The organism is Acidovorax sp. GW823-FHT05D11, assembly GCF_058795695.1.
This window is the reverse complement of sequence record NZ_CM179502.1, coordinates 4,867,501-4,888,952: the sequence shown is the minus strand read 5'-3', so window position 1 is coordinate 4,888,952 and position 21,452 is coordinate 4,867,501. Positions and strand designations below refer to the sequence as shown.

The window sequence follows — 21,452 nt, the reverse complement described above, 5'->3', positions numbered from 1 at the left end:
GTATCCTAGCCATCGCGCCCCCGCCCATCGCTCTGAATTGATGGCCAAACGCGCGGCTTATCCAGCGAACATTTTGAGGGCGTGGCCGAATAATCGACCCCACGCTTTGGTCCTTGTCGGGCCTGCCCTACTGGAAAGCAAGATGTCTGCAGTTGCTGAAGTTCCTCTCACTCCCCCTGCCGGCCCGAACTGGCTGCAGCGGCTGTCTGCCCTGGACAGGGCGCAGCGCATGCGGCTGGGCGTGGGTGCGGCGCTCCTGGTGGCGGCGGCCATTGCGGCCATCGTGCTGGGGCGCCAGCCCGACTACCGGGTGCTGTTCGCCAACCTGAACGACAAGGATGGCGGTGCCATCGTCGCCCAGCTGTCGCAGATGAACGTGCCCTACAAGCATGCCGATGGCGGCGGTGCGATCCTGATCCCCGCGGACCGCGTGCATGACGTGCGCCTGCGCCTGGCCACCCAGGGCCTGCCCAAGGGTTCCGTGGCGGGCTTCGAGCTGATGGAGTCCAGCAAATTCGGAATGACGCAGTTTCAGGAACGCCTGAACTTCCAGCGGGGCCTGGAGGGTGAACTCACCCGCTCCATCCAGGCGCTGTCGTCCGTGCAGGGCGCGCGCGTGCACCTGGCGCTTCCCAATCAGAATGGCTTTTTCCGGGAGCAGCAAAAACCCTCGGCCTCCGTGCTGGTGAGCCTGCATCCCGGCCGCGTGCTCGACCGTGCCCAGCTGGCGGGCATCGTGCACCTGGTCGCCTCCAGCGTGCCGGAACTGGCGCCCTCCGCCGTGAGCGTGCTGGACGACACGGGCAAGCTGCTGTCCCAATCGCCCGATGGCGCCGCCGGAACCGGGGTCGACGCGCAGCAACTGCTGTATGTGCAGCAGATCGAGCAGCAGTACACCCGCCGGATCCTGGACATCCTGGAACCCGTGGTGGGCCGCAACAACGTCAAGGCGCAGGTGACGGCCGAGGTGGACTTCACCCAGACCGAATCCACGTCCGAGCAGCACCGCCCCAACCTCGCCACCGATGCCAGCGCCATCCGCAGCCAGCAGATCGTGGAAAGCTCCGGTCCGCAGGGCAATCCGCTGCCCACGGGCGTGCCTGGCGCCACGACCAACCAGCCTCCCGCTCCTGCTGCGGCGCCCATCAACGGCGCCAATCCGGCACCCACGGCGGCGGGCCAGCAGGCCCAGGGTGCGCAGGCAGCGGCGAGCAAGCGCGAATCCATCACCAATTACGAAGTGGACAAGACCGTGCGCGTGACGCGTGGCGGCAGCGGCGCCCTCAAGCGGGTGAGTGCGGCGGTGGTCGTGAACTACCAGTCCGCCGAGGACAAGGGCAAGACGGTATCCAAGGCGCTCACGCCAGAGCAGCTCGAGCAGATGACCGCCCTGGTGCGCGAAACCATTGGCTTCAACCGGGATCGTGGCGACTCGGTCAACCTCATGAACACCCCGTTCCAGGTGGACGCGACGCCTGCCAACGACGTTCCGCTGTGGAAACAGCCTGAAGTGATCGAACTGGCCAAGACCTTCGCCTGGCCAGTGGGTGCGGTTCTGTTCGCGGCCCTGGTGCTGCTGGGCCTGGTGCGGCCGGCGCTCAAGGGCGGCGCCGCTGCCAAGCCCCGCGCCATCCCGGTGGCCGGCGGCCAGCTCGACGCCGTGGAGTCCGAAACACCCGAGCGCCCCGCGCTGCCTGCGCCCGCCGCGAAGAACGAAGTGCTTCCCGCCACGCCGGAGCAGCTGCGCCTGGAAGAGGCGCGGGTGCTGGCCAAGGAGAACCCTGTGGCCGTGGCCAATATCCTGAAGACCTGGCTCAACGGCGAGCCAGTCTGACCGCCGACATCACGGACGACGACCACCATGGACGACCAAGGACTCAACGACGCAGCCATCATGCTGATGTCCCTCGGCGAGGAAGAGGCGGCCGAAGTGTTCAAGCATTTCTCGCCCAAGGAAGTGCAGAAGCTCGGCGAAACCATTGCGCGCATGCGCTCGGTGTCGCGCGACAAGGTGGACGAGGTCATCAACAAGTTCTCCAACGCGGCGGCGGCGCAGAGCCTTCTGGTGTCGGATACCGGCAACTACGTGCGCGCCGTGCTGCGGCGTGCGCTGGGGGATGACAAGGCCGGGCTGCTCATCGACCGCATCCTGCAGGGGGGCGACGTCTCGGGCATCGAAAGCCTGAAGTGGATGGACCCGCTGTCCGTGGCCGAGTTGCTGCGCAACGAACATCCCCAGATCGTCGCGGCCATCCTGGTGCACCTGGACAGCGACCAGGCATCGGGCATCCTGATGCACCTCACGGACCGCCAGCGCAGTGAAATTCTGTTGCGCGTGGCCACGCTCGAAGGCATACAGCCGACGGCGCTCAAGGACCTCAACGAGGTGCTGTTCAAGGTGCTGGCCGGCGGCGACAAGATCCGCAAGAGCTCGCTCGGCGGCGTCAAGGCAGCGGCCGAGATCATCAACCTGCTGGGCGGCAACATGGATGCCGTGGTGCTGGAGTCCATCCGCGGCTACGACCCCGACCTGGCCCAGAAGATCATGGACAAGATGTTCGTGTTCGAGGACGTGCTCAAGCTCGACGACAAGGCGATCCAGACCGTGCTCAAGGAAGTGGCTTCCGAAACGCTCATCGTTGCGCTCAAGGGAGCGGTGCCGGAGTTGCGCGAGAAGTTCCTCTCGAACATGTCCTCGCGTGCTTCCGAAGCGCTGCGCGAAGACCTCGAATCGCGCGGCCCGATGCGGCTGTCCGAAGTCGAGGCCCAGCAGAAGGAAATTCTCAAGACCGTGCGTCGCCTGTCCGACGAGGGTCAGATCGTGATTGGATCCGGCGGTGATGATGCCTTCGTCTAGCCAGCGTTCGTACTCGCGCTTCATCCCCAGCGAGGAAGTCGGCGATTTCACACAGTGGAAGTTTGGCGCCGTGGATGGCTCCGACCTCGTCGAGCCAGAACCAGAGCCCGTGGCCGAGATTCCGGTCGAAATAGACGAGGCCGCGCAGCAGGCGCTGGTCCAGCAGGCGTGTGACGACGCGTATGCCGAGGGCTTTGCCCAGGGCCAGGCCCAAACGGCACTGGAGTGGCAGCGCCGCATGGATGACTACATCGCGCAGCAAGGGAACGAAGCCGCCCTGCGCCTTCAGGGTGTGATGCAGACGCTGGACGCGAGCCTGATCGACATGCAGCAGCAGATGGCCCAGCAGCTGCTGGAACTGGCGTGCGACATCGCACGCCAGGTGGTGCGCCAGGAGCTGTCCGTCAACCCCAATGCCCTGCAGCCCGTGGTGCGGGAGGCCGTGGGCATGCTGGTGACCGAAGGCCGGCCCGCGATGGTCCGGTTGAACCCCGCCGACATGGAGGCGATGGCCCAGCCCCTGCGCGAGGAGATGGATGCGCCGGGGGTGCAGTGGATGGCCGATGCCGCAGTACCGCCAGGCGGCTGTCTGGTCGAGTCTGCGGGCACCGTGGTGGATGGCAGCCTGGACAAGCGCTGGCAGCGCGCCATCGCGGCGCTGGGCCTCCAGTCGCCCTGGCAGGAGGAGGGCGGCGATGAGCGTTGAGGCCCCCGCCGCCTGGACACGCCTCATCGAGGATGCGCGCGAGCGTGTTGCCGAGGGCGCTCCGCTGGAAACACGCGGCACCCTGACACGGCTGACAGGCCTGGTGCTGGAGGCCGTGGGCATCCGCGTGCCGGTGGGCTCGCAGTGCATGGTCCAGATGCCGGGCCATGCCCCGGTGCTGGCCGAGGTGGTGGGGTTCTCCGCCGATCGCGCGTTTCTGATGCCGGCGGGAGACATCCACGGGCTGTCCAGCGGCGCGAGCGTGGTGCCGGCGGCGCCCTACGTTCCCATGCCGCGCCTGGGCGAGCCCGCGCGGGCCATCCAGCGCGCCGGTGTGCTGCGCTTGCCCATGGGCGAGGGCCTGCTCGGACGGGTGGTGGACGCGCAGGGCCTGCCGCTGGACCATGGCGGGCCGGTGCAGGACGTGGTGTCCGAGCCCATGGGGCGCCGCCAGATCAATGCCATGGACCGCGATCCCGTGCGCGAATCGCTGGACACCGGCGTGCGCGCCATCAACGCCCTGCTCACGGTGGGGCGCGGCCAGCGCCTGGGCCTGTTCGCAGGCTCTGGGGTGGGCAAGAGCGTCCTGCTGGGCATGATGGCCCGCTACACCCGCGCCGACGTGATCGTGGTGGGGCTGATTGGCGAGCGGGGGCGCGAAGTCAAGGAATTCGTCGAGGACATCCTGGGCGAAGACGGCCGCGCGCGCTCGGTCGTGGTGGCCGCTCCGGCGGACTCACCTCCCCTGCTGCGCATGCAGGGCGCGGCCTATGCCACGGCCGTGGCCGAGCATTTCCGCGACAAGGGAAAGCATGTGCTGCTGCTCATGGATTCATTGACCCGCTATGCGATGGCCCAGCGCGAAATCGCGCTGGCCATTGGCGAACCCCCTGCCACCAAGGGCTATCCGCCCTCCTGTTTCGCCAAGCTCCCTCAACTCGTGGAGCGCAGCGGCAACGGACTGCATGGCGTCGGGTCCATCACGGCCTTCTATACAGTGCTCTCGGAAGGGGATGACCAGCAGGACCCCATCGCCGACGCGGCGCGCGCCATCCTGGATGGCCACATCGTGCTCTCGCGCGCGCTGGCCGAGACGGGCCATTTCCCCGCCATCGACATCGAGCAATCCGCGTCGCGCGTGATGCACAACGTGGTGTCGCGCGGGCATTTCGACCTGGCGCGGCGCTTTCGGGCGGTGTATTCGCGCTACCAGAAAAGCCGCGATCTGGTGCAGGTGGGCGCCTATATGAGCGGCTCCGATCCGGCGCTGGACGAGGCCATCCGCCTGCAGCCGCAGATGGCGGGGTTCCTGCAGCAGGACATGTTCGAGGCGGCCTCCATGGACCAGAGCGTCGCGGGCATGGCGGCGGTGCTGGACCACTGAACACAGCGGGTCGCCAGCCATGTCCAGCCTCAATTCCCTGTCCGTCGCCGTCGAGGTGGCGTCCCGCAAGCGGGACGACGCGCGCAAGGTGCTGCAGGACACGCAGGCAGCGCAGCAGGCGGCACGCGCCCAGCTCGACCAGCTCGAAGACTATGCCCGTGAAACGCAAGCGCGGTGGGGCATGAAGGCCGACACCACGATGAAGCCCGAGGTGATGTACCACCACTACCAGTTCATGGACCGTTTGGGACATGCGGCGGGTGTCCAGACCGGGGTGGTGGGAGACCATGCCAACCGGGTGGAGGCGGCCCGGCGCAGCCTGCTCGAGGCGGAACTGCGGCTGGCCAGCCTGCGCAAGGTCATGGAGAAGCGGCGCCACGACCTGGAGCGGGCTGAAATGCGAAGAGATCAGAAACAAACCGATGAACGGGCTGCCCTGCAGTACCGAAGTGCGATGCAAGGCTCTGCGGGCCGGGAGTAGTGACAATGGAACAAGTAAGAATTTCTTCTCCCCAGGGCACCCAGCCGGCCCACGCCGCGCGGACCCGGTCCACGGCGCAGGCGCCGGACGACGCCCACAGTGCCGCCCCCAGCGGCTTTCTGGCCCTGCTGGCAGCGCTCGGGGATGCTGCTGCCCCGGGGGACGCCGGGCCGCTGGACCTGCCGTCCGCCGGCGCGGCGCCGGCCGATGGGTTGCCCGCCGATGCCGCGAAGGATGCCCTGGATGCTTCGGCCCTGGCGGCATGGCAGGGATTGCTGGCGCCCGACGCCGCTGTGCGGGGCGATGCCGCCGGGGCGGCGGCGGGGCAGGGCACCGGCCTTCGCATTGCAGTGCAAGATGGAACGGCGGCAGGCTCGGGGATGCCCGGCGTGGGCGCCCAGGCAGGGGCGAACCCGTTGGCGGCTGGTGTGCCGGGCGTGGACGGCCTGCCACAGGGCATGGTGGCCGAAACGGCCATGCTCGACGCTTCCGCGGACCTCAAGGGCGGGGCACCACAGGCCGGTGCCGCAGCGTTCGGCCGGGCTTTCTCGCGCATGCAAACTGCATTGGCCCAAAGGGCGGATTCCGCAGAAATGTCCCTGGGCCGGGCCCGGGCGGGCGATGTGGCGCTGCCGACGCAAGGGCACCACATGGCGGCCGTGGCGACGGTGCAGGCCGCCAGCGAGCGCATGGCGGCGGGCCTGCCGGTTGCGGGCGCCGCCGATCGGAGCGCGGCTGCCGGGGCCGGCGACCTGGTGGCCAACGGCGCAGCGATGGCGGGCGACCTGCTGGCGGCTGCAGCGCCCGCACGGGGTGGGGAGGCCGCCGGCAATGGCGGCCGCCCTGGCGAAGGGCGGGGGGATGCCGGCGCATGGTTCGACAATGGCGGGGGCGTGGCGCCCGTGGAGCCAGGGGCGGCCGTCGATGGCGCCGCGGCGTTTGGCGATCCTGCCCAGGCCGGCATGGAGGACCAGGTCGCCGAGCAGGTGACGTACTGGATCAACCAGAAGACTCAGAATGCGGAGCTGACGCTCAACCGCGACGGGCAGCCCGTCGAGGTGTCGGTTTCGCTGTCGGGCAATGAGGCCCATGTGACTTTCCGCAGCGACCAGCCGCAGACCCGCGACATGCTGGACCGGAGCATGGCGCAATTGAGCGAGTTGCTGCGCAGCGAGGGGCTGGTGCTCTCGGGCATGTCGGTCGGCACGTCGGCCGGACAACGTGAAAATGCGGCCGACCCCGAACGGCAGGGCCGCCGCGATGGGTCACGCCAGGCGCAGGTGGTGGCCGCCACGCCGGTGGGCATGGCCTCGCCGCTGCGCGGCGGTGGCGGCGCGCCAGACCGTGCCGTGGACATCTTTGTGTGAGTCCGCATGGCGGCGGGAACCTTCGGCCCGCCCCGCATGCGCCGCGCCGTGGGCGCATTGCCGGGTCACGGCTCCTGGCGGGTGACCTGCAATCGGGATAGCGCTGCGAATGCCATGGTTTTGGGCTTTTATTCTGGCTATTATTGGTCGCAGCATCGCCCAATAATGGGCCATCCGGTCTTGTCCGCCCATTGATTGCGTGGGTACGGCCCGTCTCCCACCAAGGAATCCGCATCGTGTCAGCCAATACCCCCGCAGCGGCTCCGGCCAAAAGCAAGAAGATGCTCATCATCATCATCGGCGTTGTGGCGGTGCTGGTGATTGGCGGCGGGGTGGCGGCCTGGCTGATTTCCAGCCGCTCCCACGCCGAAGACGAGGAAGGGGCTGCGCCGGCCCGCAAGGAGGCCCCCAAGGTGGCTCCCACCTTCCTGCCCATGGAGAACATGGTGGTGAACCTGGCGGACCCCGGTGGCGACCGGTTTGCACAGATCGGCATCACCCTGGAGCTGGAAGATGCCAAGACGGCGGAACAGGTGAAGCTGTACCTGCCCACCATCCGCAGTGGCATCCTGATGCTGATTTCCCAGCGGACCTCCGCCGAATTGCTGCAAAGGGAAGGCAAGGAAAAACTGGCCTCCGATATCCTGCGCGAAGTCTCGCGTCCCCTGGGCTATCCGGTTGCCACAGAACGCGACCGCGCGCGTGCCGCGGCGGCCGACAAGGACGGCGACGAAGATGAACGCCCCGCGCGCCGGCGCACGGAGCGCAACCCGGTGCACCGGGTGCTTTTCTCCAGCTTCATCATCCAGTGACCCGGGCAAGGACCAGTCATGAGTGATTCATTTCTTTCGCAGGAAGAGGTCGATGCCCTTCTCGAAGGGGTTACTGGCGAGAGCCAGAAATCGGTCGAGGAAGTGGCGGAGGCGGGTTCCGTACGCAACTACGACATTTCCAGCCAGGAGCGCATCGTCCGTGGACGGATGCCGACGATGGAAATCGTCAATGAGCGGTTCGCGCGCAACTTCCGCATCGGCCTGTTCAATTTCATCCGCCGCAGCCCCGAGATCTCGGTGGGCACCGTGTCCGTGCAGCGCTACAGCGCCTTCCTGCGGGAGCTTGCGGTCCCCACGAATTTCAACATCGTGGCCATCCGTCCGCTGCGCGGCAGCGGGCTGATCGTGTGCGAACCCTCGCTCGTGTTCGGCATCATCGACACGCTGTACGGCGGCGTGGGCAAGTTCCAGACTCGGATCGAGGGGCGGGACTTCTCGCCCACGGAGCAACGGGTCATCAACCGCCTGGTGGATGTGATCTGCGCCGAATACAAGAAGGCGTGGCAGGGGATCTACCCCCTGGAGCTCGAATACCAGCGCTCGGAAATGCAGCCGCAGTTCGCCAACATCGCCACGCCCAGCGAAATCGTCGTGTCCACGGCCTTTCAGCTGGAAATCGGCGACCTTTCGGGGGCGATCCATATCTGCATGCCCTACGCGACGCTGGAGCCCATCCGCGACGTGCTGTATTCGTCCACACAGGGCGATTCCATCGAGGTGGATCGCCGCTGGGTGCGCGTGCTGACCCGGGAAATCCAGGCCGCCGAAGTGACGCTGGTGGCTGAACTGGCCCGCGCCGATGCCACGGTGGAGCAATTGCTGGCCATGAAGCCTGGCGATTTCATCGAGCTCGACCGCGAGCCCCGCATCCGCGCGTCGATCGGGGGCGTGCCTATTTTTGAATGCCAGTACGGAACGCACAATTCCAAGTACGCCATTCGTATCGAAGAATGCCTGCGCAATGCCGACATGAGCTGGCTGGGAGAAAAAGATGTCAACTGAAGAAGATAACAAGGACGGCGCGGCGGATGACCCCTTTGCGGGTTGGGCCGAGGCGCTCGAGGAGCAAAAGCGGACCGAGGACAAGCCCGGCGATGCCGAGCAGGGCGGCCCGCTCTCCGGCGACCCCGTGCGCCCTTTCTCTGGCGGCGGGGATGGCACGGTCAACGACATCAACATGGTGCTGGACATTCCGGTCCAGCTGTCGGTGGAGCTCGGGCGCACCAAGGTGCCGATCAAGTACATCCTTCAGCTGGCCCAAGGCTCGGTGGTGGAGCTCGACGCGCTCGCGGGCGAGCCCATGGACGTCCTGGTGAATGGCTATCTCATCGCGCAGGGCGAGGTCGTCGTGGTCAATGACAAGTTCGGTATCCGCCTCACGGACGTGGTGACCCCTTCCGAGCGCCTTCGGCGGGTCAGCCGTGGATAGTGGCAGCATGACCCAGACGCTGGTGGTGGTCGTCCTTTTCGTGGGCGCCATGGCGTTGCTGCCCTGGCTGGTCCGCCGGCTGCAGCAGCGCCACGCCACCGCCGGCCTGGGGGCTGGAGCGGCTTCCCGCGTGCTCTCCGCCGTGGCCGTGGGTCCCCAGCAGCGCGTGGTCACCGTGGAGGTGGGGCCGGAACACGCGCGGACCTGGCTGGTTCTTGGCGTGACCGCGCAGCAGGTGAGCTGCCTGCACGTGCTGCCGGCCGTTGCCGCCAGCACGCCTTCCGCGGCGCCCAAGGCGGAACCATCTTTCGCGCACGCGGTTGCGTCGGCCGTCAACGCGCCTGGAAGTCCTTCCCATGGCTGAGGCTTCACGGGTGCGTCATGTGCTGCTGCTGGCTGCGGTGGCCGCCCTGGGCGCCATGGTGCATGGCACGGCCGCCGCGCAGGCCTCCGCGGGCGCACTGCCATTGGTGGTGGGCAGCGGCCCTTCGGGCAACAGCTATTCGGTGCCCATCCAGACCCTGCTGTTCTTCACGGCCCTGTCCTTCCTGCCGGCGGTGCTGCTCATGATGACGGGCTTCACGCGCATCGTGATCGTTTTGTCTCTCCTGCGCCAGGCGCTGGGTACCCAGTCGGCGCCGCCCAACCAGGTCATCATCGGACTGTCGCTGTTTCTCACCTTCTTCGTGATGGGCCCCACCCTGGACCGGGTGTACCAGGACGCCTATGTGCCTTACACCAACAACACCATCAGCTTCGAACAGGCCCTGGTCAAGGCCGAGGCGCCGATGCGCAGCTTCATGCTCAAGCAGACCCGGCAATCCGATTTCGCCCTCTTTTCCCGGCTGGCGCGCCTGGATGCGAGCGTGACGGCGGAAACCGCGCCGCTGCGGGTGCTGGTGCCAGCCTTTGTCACCAGCGAACTGAAATCGGCATTTCAGATCGGCTTCATGATCTTCATCCCGTTTCTGGTGATCGACATGGTGGTGTCGAGCATCCTCATGTCCTTGGGCATGATGATGCTGTCTCCGGTGCTGGTGGCACTGCCGTTCAAGCTCATGCTGTTTGTGCTGGCGGACGGCTGGAATTTGCTGATCGGCTCGCTGGCTGCCAGTTTTGTTCCCTGAAGGAGTGGGCGATGACTTCGCAAATGGTGCTGACCATCGGGCGCGACGCCTTGACGCTGCTGCTGATGATTTCGATGCCGGTGCTCGGTGCCGTGATGGCGGTGGGTCTGATCGTGAGCATCTTCCAGGCGGTCACGCAGATCCATGAGGCGACACTGGCCTTTGTTCCCAAGCTGATCGCCGCGATGGTGGTTTTTGCGATCGCGGGGCCCTGGATGCTCAGTACCCTGGTGGACTTTATCCGCCGGACGATCGAGTCCATTCCGTCGATGATCGGCTAGTGCGGGGCACGGCCTTGCGCTTCGCGCCGCACCCTTTGTTCGCCAGCCCCATTTCTTGCTGCCCATCGGGGATCGCGTGATCACTTTCTCCGAAGCCCAGCTGATGGCCTGGCTGTCTCCCATCCTGTGGCCATTCTTGCGCGTGCTCGCCGTCTTCTCGGTCGCGCCAGTGTTTTCCATGCGGACGATACCCATGCGCGTCAAGATCGGACTGGCGTTCCTGGTGGCGCTGTGCGCCCAGGGCGTGCTGGTGAATCAACCGGTCATCAGCGTCAACGGGCGCGAGGCATTCGGAGCCGTGGCCCAGCAAGTGGCCGTGGGGCTTGCGATCGGGTTTTCCGTCCGGCTGGTGTTTGCGGCCGTGGAGCTGGCGGGCGAAATCATCGGGTTGCAGATGGGGTTGAATTTCGCATCATTTTTCGACCCCTCGTCGAATGCGCAGATCAGTGCGGTAGCCCGCTTTTTTGGACACATGTCCATGCTGCTCTTTGTGGTGATCAATGGCCATCTGCTGATCTTGATGGCCGTGGTGAAGAGTTTTGACCGCTTTCCGGTCGATGGCAACTTCCTGCAGGCCCTTGGGCAGATGCGCATTTACGAGCTGGGTTCGTCCCTGTTTTCCAGTGCGCTGTGGATCGCGCTGCCCATGATCGCGCTCCTGCTGTTCGTCAACTTGACGCTGGGCATCATTTCGCGGGTGGCGCCGCAGATGAACATCTATGCCGTAGGATTCCCGGTGACGTTGACCGTGGGCATGCTGGGCATCGTGGCCACGCTTCCGCTGCTGGAGCAACCGGTGCTGGCGCTGATGCAGCAGGCGGTCGATCTCTTTGCCACGCAGCGATAGTGGGGAAAGAGGGGGGTGTGCAGGCCGTCTCAGACCAGCTGGTTGCGGATGGCGTAGACGGTGAGTTCCGCGTTGTTCGAGAGCTTCAGCTTCTCCAGCACGCGCGAACGGTACACGCTCACGGTCTTGGGGCTGAGCATCAACTCCTCGGCGATGTCCGACAGCCTGCGGCCGGAGGCAATCTTGACCAGTGTCTGCAGCTCCCGCTCGGACAGCGCCGCATGCGGCGCCTCCGGCGTGGGCTGTGCCAGGCTGTCCGCCAGCATCTGGGCAACCTCTGCCGTGAGGTACTTGCGCCCCTGCATGACGGTGCGCACGGCCGCAATCAATTCGACCGGATCCCCTGCCTTGTTGGCGTATCCCTGGGCGCCGGCCTTCAGGCAGCGCAGGGCGTACTGGTCTTCCGGGTACATGGACACCACCAGCACCTTAATGGCGGAGTGCGTCTCGCGCAGGCTGGCCAGTACCTCAAGGCCGCTGCGCCCCGGCATGTTCAGGTCCAGCAGCAGCACATCGCAGGCTGCCGAGCGCAGCACCTCGCGCAGCTCGGAATATCCCCCGGCCTCTCCAGTCACCTGGATATCGGGGGCGTCGGCCAGCGTGTCGCGTATTCCGCGCCGCAGAACGGCATGGTCATCGCACAGGACCACATGAATCACTGCACATCTCCTGGGGCTGGTGATGGGTGCGATGTTAGCGGTATGGAAAGGATCACGGAGGTGCCCTGGCCGGGCCGGCTGCTGATATCCAGCCACCCCCCGACAGTCCGGGCGCGTTCATGCAAGCCCTTGAGCCCGAAGGCCTTGGGCTTGTCGAGCATTTGCGGATCGATGCCCCGGCCGTCGTCGGTGACCTCCAGCGTCAGGACGCCCTCCTTGTCGGAGAGATCGATACGCACAGTGCCTGGATGAGCATGTTTGGAAATATTGGTCAGCGCTTCCTGCGCGGTGCGGTAGGCCGCCAGCTGGATGTCCGGCGGAGCGTGGATGGTCTCGCTGCTGGTCACGACCGGAGCCGGTATGCCCGAGCGGCGCTCGAAGCCGGCGGCAAGCCACTGAACGGCTGCCACCAGCCCCTGTTCGAGGATCGGCGGGCGCAGGTTCATCATGATCCGCTGGCTCGCCTCGATGGCGTGCTGCAGCATCTCGGCCGCTGACGCCGCGTGTTCCTGCATCGCCGGGGCCGTGCTGTGGCGTCCGATCCATGCCACATCGAACCGCACGGCCGTCAATGCGCCGCCGATGTCGTCATGAATTTCTCGGGCGATGGATGCACGTTCCTGCTCGATCGATGTTTGCAGGTGTTCTGTCAGTTCCGCCAGCCGGCGTTCGGACGCCTCCAGCTGCGCCACGGCCTGTTCGCGCGCCTTGCGGGCGTCGTGGACCTCCAGAGCGCGTGCGATCACATGGGGCAGGCGCTGCAGGTCGTCCTTGAGCAGGTAGTCTGCGATGCCCAGGCGGATGGCGTCCACGGCGGCTGCCTCGCCGATGGCGCCGGACAGCAGCACAAAAGGGGGGTGCTGCGGCTTTTGCGCCACATGCGTCCATGCGTCCAGCGCGGTAAAGCCTGGCAGGCGGTAATCTGCCAGGATGATGTCAAAAGCCTGGGTATCGGTCAGCCGCTGGAAGTCGGCAAGCGAGTCGACCTGATGGAGATGGCAATGGAGCCCGGACCGCCGCAGGGTCAAGGCGGTCAGCTCATGGTCCGCCAGTGAATCTTCAAGATGCAGGATGCTGAGGGTCTGGTCTGGTGCTATGGTGACCATAGGAGCGCTATCATAGGATACAAATTGGAACAAACAAGGGTGTTTGTCCGATTGGGATGGTTTCAGCGTCAGCGTCCAATGGATGCCGACACCATGGTGCGCATGCCTTTGCTTTGGGCTTTTGTGCAGATATCGTAGTCCTGGGATTTTTGCGTGCTTTGCTGCTGCGTGCTGCGATGGAGAAACGATGCAATCTACGCTAACAACGTCTGGAGGACCTGCTGTCCAGGTTCCCGTCATGGTGGCGGCAGAGCTGCAGGATTCGTTGCTGGTCGTGATGCATGACCTGCATCGCCTGGAAGGCCTGCTCAGCCATGCCACCGACAACCTGCTGGAACGTTTTGGAGAGGCCAATGCCGTGCTGACGGACGCGGCTGTGGCCGATTCTCCGGAGCTGGTGGCCGCTCGGGCCGCGCTGCGCAGCGCCGTGACCGAATTGCAGTTCCAGGATATGGCGTCCCAGTTGATCTGGCACACGACCAAGGTGCTTCAAGGATGCGCTTTCCGCTTGGCCTCCGAGGCCATGGGCAATGAAGATGGTGAAGAAGCAGCGCCATTTGCAGAGATGGCGCCGGACCGGCCCAACCCCGTCACGCAAAGCGAGATGGATGCCGGTTCCGTGGACCTGTTCTGATCTTCACGTCACTGGTTAACCTATATATTCAAGTCAGTTGGAGCCTTACATGCAATCGATCCTAGCCGTAGATGATTCACCGTCCATGCGGAAAATGGTGTCGTTCACTCTCACGGGTGCCGGCTACCACGTTGTGGAGGCGGTGGATGGGCAGGATGCCCTTGAGAAGGCCGAGAGCCATGAAATTGATCTGGTCCTGGCCGACCAGAACATGCCGCGCCTGGACGGTATCGGATTGACGCGCAAACTGCGCGAGAACCCCAAATTCAAGACCATCCCGATCCTGATCCTCACCACCGAGTCGAGCGATCAGATGAAGCAGGCCGGGCGCACGGCCGGGGCGACGGGCTGGCTGGTCAAGCCTTTTGATCCCAATCGCCTGATCGAAGTCATCCAGAAAGTGATCCGCTGAGCCGGATTGGATTGGCCCGGACCACCAAGTACACAGGAGCCCACGATGGCGGAAACCTACCAAGAAGGATCGGGAGCAGGCGCTGACTTCGACCTGAGCCAGTTCTATCAGATCTTTTTCGAGGAAGCGGGCGAAAACCTGGACCAGATGGAGCAGATGCTCCTGGATCTGGATCTGAGCAGCGCCAATGATGAAGAGCTCAACGGCATCTTCCGGTGCGCCCATTCCATCAAGGGTGGCTCGGCCACCTTTGGTTTTTCGGACGTGGCGGAGCTGACGCACCAGATGGAGTCCTTGCTGGACCGGTTGCGCCGCCATGAGCTGCAACCCGTTCCCCAGATGGTGGACGTGCTGCTGGAGTCCGCCGATGCATCCCGCAGCTTGCTGGCCCGCCATCAGGCCGGAGGCCAGGGAGAGGCTGTCTCCACCACGTCGCTGGTGCGCCGCATCAGTGAGCTTGCTGCGGGGCTCGTCCCCAGCGACGCGCCCGCCGTGGCACCACCACCACCTGCGCCAGCCCCGCAGGTAGCGGCTCCGGCGCCCAAGGTGGTGACGCCCGCAGTCGCCGGACAGGCGCGTGCACTGGAAATCCAGATCGGCCCGCTGGAGCGGCCGCAGCAGGCCGATGCCATCAAGGAACTGTTCCGGGATATTCCCGGGCTCGGTGCCATCCGGGACATGGAAAGCACCCAGCCCAACACGCGGCTGTTCGCGGTGGAGACCACCTCCACCAACGATGATCTGCTCGACCTGTTCGCCTTCCATGTGTCCAAGGAGCAGGTCCTCATCCGTGAGGCCGCTGCAGCAGCGGCTGCAGCCCCCGAGGACGCGGACGACGATGTCGTGGTCGCCGCGGATGCCGCCGGAGGCGAGGCGTACGGCTTCTTCAGCGATGCGCCGGGTGCTCCCGGTACCGATGCGCCCCGGGCGGCAGCGCAGGCCCCCGCACAAGCGCCCAAGGCTGCGGCCCCCAAGGCTGCGGAGCCCAAGGTCGCCATGCAGGCGCAGATGGAGTCCACGACGATTCGCGTGGACGTGAAAAAGGTCGACCAGCTCATCAACCTGGTGGGTGAACTTGTGATCACCCAGGCGATGCTCGCGCAGAACAGCCGGGGGCTGGATGCAGGCGCCTACCAGCAGCTGCTGGCGGGGCTGGCCGACCTGGATCGCAACACGCGCGACCTGCAGGAATCGGTCATGTCGATCCGCATGATTCCGATGTCCATCGTCTTCAGCCGCTTCCCCCGCATGCTGCGGGACTTGGCGAACAAGCTGGGCAAGAAGGTCGAACTGGTGACGCTGGGCGAGGCCACCGAACTGGACAAGGGGCTGGTCGAGAAGATCACCGATCCGCTGACACACCTGGTGCGCAACAGCTGCGACCATGGGATCGAGATGCCGGCGGACCGCTTGGCCAAGGGCAAGTCGGAACACGGGACCATCACGCTGTCGGCCTCGCACCAGGGCGGATCGATCGTGATCGAGGTGCGCGACGATGGCCGTGGCCTCTCGCGCGAGAAGATCCTCAGCAAGGCGCAGGAGCGCGGCATCGAAGTGTCCGAGCAGATGAGCGATGCGGAAGTCTGGCAGCTGATCTTTGCACCAGGCTTTTCCACCGCCGACGAGGTGACCGACGTGTCCGGGCGTGGCGTGGGCATGGACGTTGTCAAGCGCAATATCGCGGCGCTCAACGGGTCGGTGGAGATTGACTCGGCCGAGGGTTACGGAATGAAGGTTTCCGTGCGCCTGCCGTTGACGCTGGCCATCATGGATGGCATGTCCGTGGGGGTGAGCGACGAGGTCTACATCCTGCCGCTGTCTTCCGTCGTGGAGTCCTTCCAGGTCAACGCGGACGATGTGAGCACCGTGGCACAGGGATCGCAACTGGTGAAGGTGCGCGACGAATACATGCCGGTGATCGCGCTGGAAAAGATCTTCCAGGTGCCGCGTTTTGACCCCAACAAGTCCAGCAACATCATGGTGGTCGTGGAAGCGGATGGCAGCCGTGTTGCGCTGCTGGTGGATGAGCTGCTGGGCCAGCACCAGGTGGTGGTCAAGAACCTGGAATCGAACTACCGCAAGGTCCCCAACGTGTCGGGCGCCACCATTCTGGGCGACGGCACGGTGGCGCTCATCCTGGATACGGGCGGGCTGGTGCGGCGGGCGCGCCACTAGATTTGAGCAGCCGTGCCCGAAGGGCAGGGCGCTGTCACGAAAGGAGAATTCACCATGAGTGTGATGGGTAAAACCGCAGAGGCGGTGCCAACGGGCACCCGCGAATATCTGACGTTCCGCCTCGACCAGGAAGAGTACGGCATCGATATCCTGAAAGTGCAGGAGATCCGTGGCTATGAGCCACCGACACGGATTGCGAACGCCCCCAGTTTCATCAAGGGCGTCGTGAACCTGCGTGGCACGATCGTGCCCATTGTCGACATGCGCCTCAAGTTCAACTGCGCGCAGGCGGACTACAACAGCTTCACGGTGGTCATCATCTTGAACCTCCGCAACCGGGTGGTCGGAATCGTGGTGGACTCCGTCAGCGATGTGATGGAACTGACGCCCGAGAGCATTCGCTCTGCACCGGATATTGAAAGCGCCATCGACAACAGCTGCATCCTCGGGCTCGGGTCGGTGGGTGAGCGCATGCTGATTCTGCTGGACATCGAGAAACTCATGTCCGGCGTGGACATGGGGCTGGTGACCGCCAACGAATAGGGTGAATAGGGCGCAACCGTCACACCAGTGGTGGATCCAGCACCTGCCAGCAGAGGGCGGGTGTGGCTAGCAGGTCTCTTGGAGCGAACAGGATTTCCCGTCGGACGATCAATATGGCCCAACCCACCAGTGCATTCCCCACGGCCCGGCCCACCACCGCCAGGGTGGATCCGGCCTATGCCGCCGCGGCTGCCCCCTCGGGGCCGCTGGCCCAGGGGCGCGAGTTTGTCTGGACCAATGCGGATTTCGCGCGGGTGCAGGCGCTGATCTATCAGCGCGCGGGCATCAGCTTGCACGACGGCAAGCACGCCATGGTGTACAGCCGCCTTTCGCGCCGTTTGCGTGACACGGGGCACAACAGTTTTCACGACTATCTCGGATGGCTTGAGACGCATGATGGCCCGGAGTGGCAGGAGTTCATCAATGCGCTCACCACCAACCTCACGGCCTTCTTCCGCGAACAGCACCATTTCGAGATCTTCGCCTCGCATCTGCGCAGCAAGCCATCGACTGGCTGGCGGGTCTGGTGCAATGCCGCCTCTACCGGAGAAGAACCCTATTCCATCGTGATGACGGCATTCGAGGCGCTGGGGGCCAACGCGTCTTTCAAGCTGACCGCCAGCGACATCGATTCCCGCGTGCTGGCGACGGCAGCGCAGGGGGTGTACCGCCTCGACAGCCTCAAAGGCCTGAGCCCGGAGCGCCTGCAGAAGTTCTTTCTGCGGGGCAAGGGGGCCAATCTGGGCATGGTGCGGGCCAAGCCGGAACTGCGGCGTGCCATTGATTTCATGAGTGTGAACCTCATCCGGGACGACTGGCCGTTCAAAGAGCCCTTCGATGTGGTTTTTTGCCGCAACGTGATGATCTACTTTGATGCACCCACGCAGCGGCGGGTGCTGGAGAGGATCCACAGGGTCCTCAAGCCCGGCGGCATGCTGTTTGTAGGGCATGCCGAGAACTTCAGCGAGTCCAGGGACCTGTTTACGCTGCGCGGCAAAACGGTGTACGAGCGTCGCTGACCCGCCATGTTGCCTAGCACCGAGCACACATGACCACCACTCCATCAGGCTCATCCCCTTCTTCGGCCGTTGCCGCGCCTGGCATGTCCGAGCGGCGCCGTGCTCCCCGCATCGCCCCCCTGAGCGCGGACATCTATGCCGCCGGGTCAGGGCCGGCCCGGGAGTCTTCGCTGCAGGAGCTCAAGGCGCACAGCCGCAAACCCGGGGAGGCTTCCTTCTTTTATCTGGACCATCACTTTCAGCACAATGCCGTGAAGGTCCTTCCGGGCGAATATTTTGTCGCCGACGAGAACATGGTCATCATGACCGTGCTGGGGTCATGCATTGCCGCCTGCCTGTGGGACAGCCGTGCGCGCATAGGAGGCATGAATCATTTCATGCTGCCCGATGGTGATGTGGGGGATGCCTCGGGGCGCTATGGCTCGTACGCCATGGAATTGCTGATCAACGAGATGCTCAAGCTCGGAGCCCGCCGCGAAACCATGCAGGCCAAGATTTTTGGCGGGGCGCAGGTCATGCACAACTTCACGACCATGAATGTCGGTGAGCGCAACACCAATTTTGTTTTGAACTACCTTCACACGGAGCGTATTCCCATCGTCTCCGAGGATGTGCTGGATATCTATCCGCGCAAGGTGGTTTTTTTCCCCATCACAGGGAAAGCCATGGTCAAGCGGTTGGCGCACGCACATCCCGAGGCCCTGGTGGCCCAGGAAGTGCGCGGCAATGCCGCCACCGTGGCCAAGACCACCTCGGGCGGTTCTGTCGATCTGTTTTGAGGAAGGCGTGAGTTAATGAGCAGGAAAATCCGGGTGATCGTGGTGGACGATTCGGCGTTGGTCCGCAGTCTGCTGTCCGAGATCATCAACCGGCAGCGGGACATGGAGTGCATCGGCACGGCCAATGATCCCTTGGTGGCGCGCGAGATGATCCGCGAGCTCAATCCCGATGTCATCACACTGGATGTCGAGATGCCGCGCATGGACGGCATCGACTTCCTGGGGCGGCTGATGCGCTTGCGACCGATGCCGGTGGTGATGATTTCCACGCTGACGGAGCGGGGCGCTGAAGTGACGATGAAGGCGCTGGAACTGGGCGCGGTGGATTTTGTGGCCAAGCCCCGTGTCGGCCTGGCCAGCGGCCTCAACGATCTGGCCACCCAGATCGTGGACAAGATCCGCGTGGCCGCGGTGGCGCAGGTTCGCCGCGCGCCCGCTCGCGAAACCACCGCCGCTGGCGGTGCGGGGAGTGGTGCAGGTGCAGCGCCTGCCATGCCCGCGTCGGCGCTCCTGGGGCGTCTGTCCACCGAAAAGCTGATCTGCATCGGAGCATCCACCGGCGGTACCGAGGCCATCAAGGAGGTGCTGGTGCAGATGCCGGCGGATTCGCCCGCCATTGTCATCACCCAGCATATGCCCCCGGGTTTCACCACCAGCTTCGCGGCCCGCCTCAATGGCTTGTGCCAGATCACGGTCAAGGAAGCCGTGAACGGGGAACGCATCCTGCCTGGCCATGCCTACATCGCTCCGGGGGGAACCCAGTTCCACGTGGCCCGCAGTGGTGCCAACTATGTTGCCGTGGTGGATGATGGCCCGCCGGTGAATCGCCACAAGCCCTCGGTCGAGGTGCTGTTCAAGTCGGCCGCTGCCGTGGTGGGGCGCAATGCCTTCGGCATCATGCTCACTGGAATGGGCAACGATGGCGCGGCCGCGATGAAAGAGATGAAGGAGGCCGGCAGCTACAACTACGTGCAGGATGAAGCCAGCTGCATCGTATTTGGCATGCCGCGCGAAGCCATTGCCCACGGTGCCGCGGATGAGGTTCTGCCGCTGGGGCAGATCGCCTCCGCATTGATTACGCGTTTGCGGGGCGCGACGGATCGGCTGCACCACCGGATCTGATGGCCGGGCACGGCCTGCGTTGCAGGCCGCGCATTTTGGCGACAGAGCAGCGCGGTCCTGCTTGTGCCCGGTGCCTTGGTGCCTCAGGCGGACAGGGCCGTCCAGCGTTCCAGTGCAGCCATCAACTCTTCCTCGATGGCCCCGGCCCGCGTGGTCATGGCGGCGGCCCTTGCGGGGTCTGCGCTGTACAGGGTGCCGTCCGCCAGGGCATCCTGCAGTTCCTGCTGCTCTGCTTCGAGTGCGGCGATCTGTGCAGGCAACTGGTCGAGCTCACGCTGTTCCCTGTAGCTAAGCTTCTTTTTTGATAGCGGCTCGCGCTTGCTGGATGAGGCCTGAGCTGGGTTTTCGCTCAAATTCTCTCGGCCGGCCTTCTGGCCGGGCGCGGGGGATGCCTGGAGTGCCCGGCTGCGCTTGGATTGCAGCAACCAGTCCTGCACGCCACCTTCATATTCCCGCCAAAGGCCGTCGCCCTCGAAGGCGATGGTGCTGGTGACCACGTTGTCGAGAAAAGTCCGGTCATGGCTGACGAGGAACACGGTACCTTCGTAGTTTTCCAGCAGCTCCTCCAGAAGATCGAGGGTGTCGATGTCCAGGTCATTGGTGGGCTCATCCAGTACCAGGACATTCGCGGGACGCGCGAACAGCCGGGCCAGCAGCAGCCGGTTGCGCTCGCCGCCCGACAGCGAGCGGACAGGGGAATGCGCGCGGGCCGGAGAGAACAGGAAGTCGCTCAGGTAGCTCTTGACATGCTTGCGCTGGTTGCCGATTTCGATCCATTCGCTGCCTGGGCTGATGAAGTCCTCCAGCGTGGCATCCAGGTTGACGGCATGGCGCATCTGGTCGAAATAAGCGACCTGCAGATTGGCGCCTTGGCGGATGGTGCCTTCGTCGGGTGCCAGCTCCCCGAGAATCATCTTGAGCAAGGTGGTTTTGCCTGCGCCGTTGGGTCCTATCAAGCCCACCTTGTCGCCGCGCAGGATCGTTCCGGTGAAGTTGCGCACAATGGTCTTGTCGCCGAAGGATTTGCCCACACCGTTGAGCTCCGCGACGATCTTGCCTTGATACCCGCTGGAACTGCCGGTCGCCACGTCCATGCGAACGCTGCCCACCACTTCCCGGCGGGCCTCGCGGCGCGCGCGCAGGTGCTCCAGGCGGCTGATGCGGCTCTGACTGCGGGTGCGGCGCGCCTCGACGCCGCGGCGAATCCAGACTTCCTCCTGGGCGAGGAGTTTGTCGGCCTTGGCGGAAATGACGGCTTCCTGGGCCAGCTGATCCTCCTTTTGTATCTGGTATTGCGCGAAGTTGCCGGGGTAGGAGCGCAACTGCCCACGATCAAGCTCCACGATGCGGGTGGCAACGCGGTCCAGGAACGACCGGTCATGGGTGATGGTGACCACACTGCCTGGAAAATCAAGCAGAAGGTCTTCAAGCCATTCGATGGAGTCGAGGTCCAGATGGTTGGTGGGCTCATCCAGCAACAGGACGTCCGGGCGGGCTACCAGCGCTTGTGCGAGTGCCACACGCTTCTTGGTCCCCCCTGACAACGTGCCCACAACGGCATCCGGATCCAGATGCAGGCGCTGCAGTGTTTCCTCTACCCGCTGTTCCCAGTTCCAGGCGTCGTAGGCTTCAATTTCGGATTGCAGGGCGTCGAGGTCCAGGCCTTCCGCACCCGACAGGTACTGGTCACG

General features: G+C 64.8%; 23 protein-coding genes (1 of these 23 running past the window's edge). 20 read left to right on the top strand and 3 right to left on the bottom strand.

From position 1 onward, the window contains the following. Positions 1-142 precede the first annotated feature (142 nt). The 13 genes from fliF to fliR all read left to right on the top strand — a co-directional run bounded on the left by fliF (position 143) and on the right by fliR (position 11,312). Positions 143-1,834, top strand: coding sequence for a flagellar basal-body MS-ring/collar protein FliF (fliF, locus tag AC3RCE_RS22445; RefSeq protein ID WP_218341828.1), 1,692 nt, complete (start codon positions 143-145; stop codon positions 1,832-1,834). A gap of 27 nt (positions 1,835-1,861) precedes the next feature. Continuing rightward, positions 1,862-2,857 carry a flagellar motor switch protein FliG gene (gene fliG / locus AC3RCE_RS22440; protein ID WP_218296970.1) on the top strand — a complete coding sequence of 332 codons (996 nt, stop codon included), beginning with the start codon at positions 1,862-1,864 and terminating at the stop codon, positions 2,855-2,857. Beyond that, entirely contained in the window at positions 2,841-3,563 is a 723-nt protein-coding gene (locus tag AC3RCE_RS22435; protein ID WP_492245118.1) for a FliH/SctL family protein, read from the top strand. Before fliG ends, AC3RCE_RS22435 begins: the two co-directional genes overlap by 17 nt. Then, positions 3,553-4,947, top strand: coding sequence for a flagellar protein export ATPase FliI (gene fliI / locus AC3RCE_RS22430; protein WP_492254003.1), 1,395 nt, complete (start codon positions 3,553-3,555; stop codon positions 4,945-4,947). Before AC3RCE_RS22435 ends, fliI begins: the two co-directional genes overlap by 11 nt. A 19-nt stretch (positions 4,948-4,966) precedes the next feature. Continuing rightward, on the top strand, positions 4,967-5,428 hold the full coding sequence (gene fliJ / locus AC3RCE_RS22425) for a flagellar export protein FliJ (RefSeq protein ID WP_218296973.1): 462 nt from the start codon (positions 4,967-4,969) through the stop codon (positions 5,426-5,428). Positions 5,429-5,433: 5 nt separating this feature from the next. Further along, the gene (locus tag AC3RCE_RS22420) at positions 5,434-6,795 is read left to right on the top strand and encodes a flagellar hook-length control protein FliK (RefSeq protein ID WP_492254002.1); all 1,362 of its coding nucleotides are present in this window, start codon (positions 5,434-5,436) and stop codon (positions 6,793-6,795) included. 236 nt (positions 6,796-7,031) lie between these two features. Further along, positions 7,032-7,607: a flagellar basal body-associated FliL family protein gene (locus tag AC3RCE_RS22415; RefSeq protein WP_218296974.1), complete on the top strand. Its 576-nt coding sequence runs from the start codon at positions 7,032-7,034 to the stop codon at positions 7,605-7,607. 18 nt (positions 7,608-7,625) lie between these two features. Next, positions 7,626-8,630, top strand: a complete 1,005-nt coding sequence (gene fliM / locus AC3RCE_RS22410) for a flagellar motor switch protein FliM (protein ID WP_010466026.1) — start codon at positions 7,626-7,628, stop codon at positions 8,628-8,630. Beyond that, positions 8,620-9,057: a flagellar motor switch protein FliN gene (fliN, locus tag AC3RCE_RS22405; RefSeq protein WP_218296975.1), complete on the top strand. Its 438-nt coding sequence runs from the start codon at positions 8,620-8,622 to the stop codon at positions 9,055-9,057. Before fliM ends, fliN begins: the two co-directional genes overlap by 11 nt. A 7-nt stretch (positions 9,058-9,064) precedes the next feature. Further along, positions 9,065-9,421, top strand: coding sequence for a FliO/MopB family protein (locus tag AC3RCE_RS22400; protein WP_369643493.1), 357 nt, complete (start codon positions 9,065-9,067; stop codon positions 9,419-9,421). Further along, on the top strand, positions 9,414-10,184 hold the full coding sequence (gene fliP / locus AC3RCE_RS22395; RefSeq protein WP_369643492.1) for a flagellar type III secretion system pore protein FliP: 771 nt from the start codon (positions 9,414-9,416) through the stop codon (positions 10,182-10,184). The genes AC3RCE_RS22400 and fliP overlap by 8 nt, the downstream gene beginning before the upstream one ends. An 11-nt stretch (positions 10,185-10,195) precedes the next feature. Next, entirely contained in the window at positions 10,196-10,465 is a 270-nt protein-coding gene (gene fliQ, locus AC3RCE_RS22390; protein WP_218296978.1) for a flagellar biosynthesis protein FliQ, read from the top strand. A 76-nt stretch (positions 10,466-10,541) separates the two neighbouring features. Further along, on the top strand, positions 10,542-11,312 hold the full coding sequence (fliR, locus tag AC3RCE_RS22385; RefSeq protein WP_218296979.1) for a flagellar biosynthetic protein FliR: 771 nt from the start codon (positions 10,542-10,544) through the stop codon (positions 11,310-11,312). Between the two features lie 29 nt (positions 11,313-11,341). Here fliR and AC3RCE_RS22380 read toward each other — a convergent pair whose 3' ends face one another. Further along, entirely contained in the window at positions 11,342-11,971 is a 630-nt protein-coding gene (locus AC3RCE_RS22380) for a response regulator (RefSeq protein ID WP_218296980.1), read from the bottom strand. Further along, complete coding sequence (locus AC3RCE_RS22375) at positions 11,968-13,077, bottom strand: hybrid sensor histidine kinase/response regulator (protein WP_218296981.1); 1,110 nt, start codon at positions 13,075-13,077, stop codon at positions 11,968-11,970. The genes AC3RCE_RS22380 and AC3RCE_RS22375 overlap by 4 nt, the downstream gene beginning before the upstream one ends. Positions 13,078-13,264: 187 nt before the next feature. On the opposite strand from AC3RCE_RS22375, the gene AC3RCE_RS22370 reads away from it, so the two are divergent. The 7 genes from AC3RCE_RS22370 (at position 13,265) to AC3RCE_RS22340 (ending at position 19,761) form a co-directional block, all read left to right on the top strand. After that, positions 13,265-13,711, top strand: coding sequence for a hypothetical protein (locus tag AC3RCE_RS22370; RefSeq protein WP_218296982.1), 447 nt, complete (start codon positions 13,265-13,267; stop codon positions 13,709-13,711). A 49-nt stretch (positions 13,712-13,760) separates the two neighbouring features. Next, positions 13,761-14,123 carry a response regulator gene (locus AC3RCE_RS22365; protein ID WP_492254001.1) on the top strand — a complete coding sequence of 121 codons (363 nt, stop codon included), beginning with the start codon at positions 13,761-13,763 and terminating at the stop codon, positions 14,121-14,123. A 45-nt stretch (positions 14,124-14,168) separates the two neighbouring features. Further along, the gene (locus tag AC3RCE_RS22360) at positions 14,169-16,298 is read left to right on the top strand and encodes a chemotaxis protein CheA (protein ID WP_492254000.1); all 2,130 of its coding nucleotides are present in this window, start codon (positions 14,169-14,171) and stop codon (positions 16,296-16,298) included. 54 nt (positions 16,299-16,352) lie between these two features. Further along, entirely contained in the window at positions 16,353-16,841 is a 489-nt protein-coding gene (locus AC3RCE_RS22355; RefSeq protein WP_218296984.1) for a chemotaxis protein CheW, read from the top strand. Between the two features lie 113 nt (positions 16,842-16,954). Further along, positions 16,955-17,860, top strand: a complete 906-nt coding sequence (locus AC3RCE_RS22350; RefSeq protein ID WP_369643490.1) for a CheR family methyltransferase — start codon at positions 16,955-16,957, stop codon at positions 17,858-17,860. 29 nt (positions 17,861-17,889) lie between these two features. Beyond that, complete coding sequence (gene cheD, locus AC3RCE_RS22345) at positions 17,890-18,639, top strand: chemoreceptor glutamine deamidase CheD (protein ID WP_218296985.1); 750 nt, start codon at positions 17,890-17,892, stop codon at positions 18,637-18,639. A 15-nt stretch (positions 18,640-18,654) separates the two neighbouring features. Continuing rightward, on the top strand, positions 18,655-19,761 hold the full coding sequence (locus AC3RCE_RS22340) for a protein-glutamate methylesterase/protein-glutamine glutaminase (RefSeq protein ID WP_492253999.1): 1,107 nt from the start codon (positions 18,655-18,657) through the stop codon (positions 19,759-19,761). Positions 19,762-19,844: 83 nt separating this feature from the next. Here the strand turns inward: AC3RCE_RS22340 and AC3RCE_RS22335 are convergent, their stop codons facing one another. Continuing rightward, positions 19,845-21,452, bottom strand: partial view of an ATP-binding cassette domain-containing protein gene (locus AC3RCE_RS22335; RefSeq protein WP_492253998.1) — the 3' portion only. Its footprint extends 291 nt past the window's final position; 1,608 of the gene's 1,899 nt are visible here — the last part of the coding sequence; its start codon lies off the right edge, out of view — the gene reads right to left on this strand; its stop codon occupies positions 19,845-19,847.